The sequence below is a fragment of the Idiomarina sp. 28-8 genome (assembly GCF_000320945.2).
Taxonomy (GTDB): domain Bacteria; phylum Pseudomonadota; class Gammaproteobacteria; order Enterobacterales; family Alteromonadaceae; genus Idiomarina; species Idiomarina loihiensis.
Window position 1 is genome coordinate 792,645 of sequence record NZ_DF266789.1, and the last position, 1,581, is coordinate 794,225.

The following is a 1,581-nucleotide window of genomic DNA, read 5'->3' on the forward strand; positions in this document are numbered from 1 at the left end:
CCAGCCACTTTACAGCCTGATCAGACGCTGCCAGCAGGCCCGATATGGACAATAGGGCATACGGCGAGAGCTTTTTGCCAATAATGAGCATTATTTAACCCTTCAACGCCAAAATGCGTCTGGCACCGTTAAGTACAATGCCCCCCGCGATGGTGCCGATAATCAGATCCGGATAATTGGAACCGGTCCACGCGACCAGGGCGCCGGCGGTGATGACCCCCAGGTTGATCACCACGTCGTTGGCCGAGAATATCCAGCTTGCCTTCATGTGCGCCCCGCCTTCCCGATGTTTGGATATGAGCAGCAGACAACTGGTATTGGCAATCAATGCGACGAATGCGATAGCCATCATCACCAGCGATTCAGGCTCACTACCGAATACAAAGCGTCTCACCACCTCTACGAGCACGCCCACAGCCAAGATCAGTTGCAGTACACCAGCAAGATGCGCGGCACGTACCTGCATTTTCACGCTATGTCCAACCGCATAAAGGGCAAGCCCGTACACCGCCGCATCGGCAAAATTGTCCAGGGATTCTCCAATCAGGCCGGTGGACCGGGCGATCAGACCGGCAGTCATTTCCACCACGAACAGAAGTGCATTGATGCCGAGCAACCAGCGCAGGGTCCCGGATTCTTGCTTAGCAGAAGCTGCCGAAAACTCGGCGGCCTTGATGGTCTCCGGATTTGCAGCGACGGTTTCCTGAAGCGAGGCGCCTAGCCCCAAGGTCTTCAGTTTCGAGGTGACGGGCTCGACCTCGCCGTCATGCACGACCTTCAGCCGGCGGTTCGACAAGTCGAAGGACAGCGCCCGAATCTCCTCAAAGCCGTTCAGGGCTAGGCGAATCATTCGTTCTTCTGATGGACAGTCCATCTTCGGCACGGCATAAACACTGACCCATCTCCCTGGCGCCTCGGAGGAGGCCTGTATATCGGTATCCGCTGCGGACGTTGCATCACCGCCACAGGCGCCACCACAGGATTTGCTCATGATACGACTCCACTTGAACAATGTTGTGGTACCATTTTAAACTATAAAGCTACTATAAGGTCAATAGAGTAAAGAATCCGTTGGGGAGGAGGCTGATGCGCATTGGTCAGTTGGCGCAGTTGGTAGGGGTCGAAACACAGACGATCCGCTTCTATGAACAGCAGGGCTTGTTGCCGCCGCCTGATCGGCAGGACAACGGTTACCGTGTCTATACCGAGAAGCATGGTGAGGGGCTGGCCTTCATCCGTCGCTGCAGAATCCTGGGCCTGTCACTGGCTGAGATTCACGAACTACAGAGCTATCAGGACGACCCTCATCAGCCTTGTACCGCCGTCAACGCCTTGCTCGATGATCACATCTCTCATGTGCGGTCGCAGATAACCGCTCTGCAAGCGCTTGAGAAACAACTCGTTTCACTGAGAGCGAGTTGCAACGATGACCGGGAAGTTGAGGCGTGTGGGGTTCTTGCTGGAATTAGCGAAGGAAACATGCACCAGCAGTAGGTGAAGCATCAACCAGATAATCCGATGAGATGCCGGTCTGTCTCACTCTCATGCAAAGGTAAGATCAACCATTTAATCCGCTTACCC

General features: G+C 54.8%; 2 protein-coding genes. One reads left to right on the forward strand and one right to left on the reverse strand.

From position 1 onward, the window contains the following. Nucleotides 1-94: 94 nt before the first annotated feature. A complete protein-coding gene (locus tag RJ32_RS03955) occupies nucleotides 95-991 on the reverse strand; it encodes a cation transporter (protein ID WP_004364974.1) in 897 nt (298 codons plus the stop codon). A 95-nt stretch (nucleotides 992-1,086) separates the two neighbouring features. Between RJ32_RS03955 and cadR the strand changes: the two genes are divergently transcribed. Beyond that, nucleotides 1,087-1,494 carry a Cd(II)/Pb(II)-responsive transcriptional regulator gene (cadR, locus tag RJ32_RS03960; protein ID WP_004364961.1) on the forward strand — a complete coding sequence of 136 codons (408 nt, stop codon included), beginning with the start codon at nucleotides 1,087-1,089 and terminating at the stop codon, nucleotides 1,492-1,494. Nucleotides 1,495-1,581: the final 87 nt, after the last annotated feature.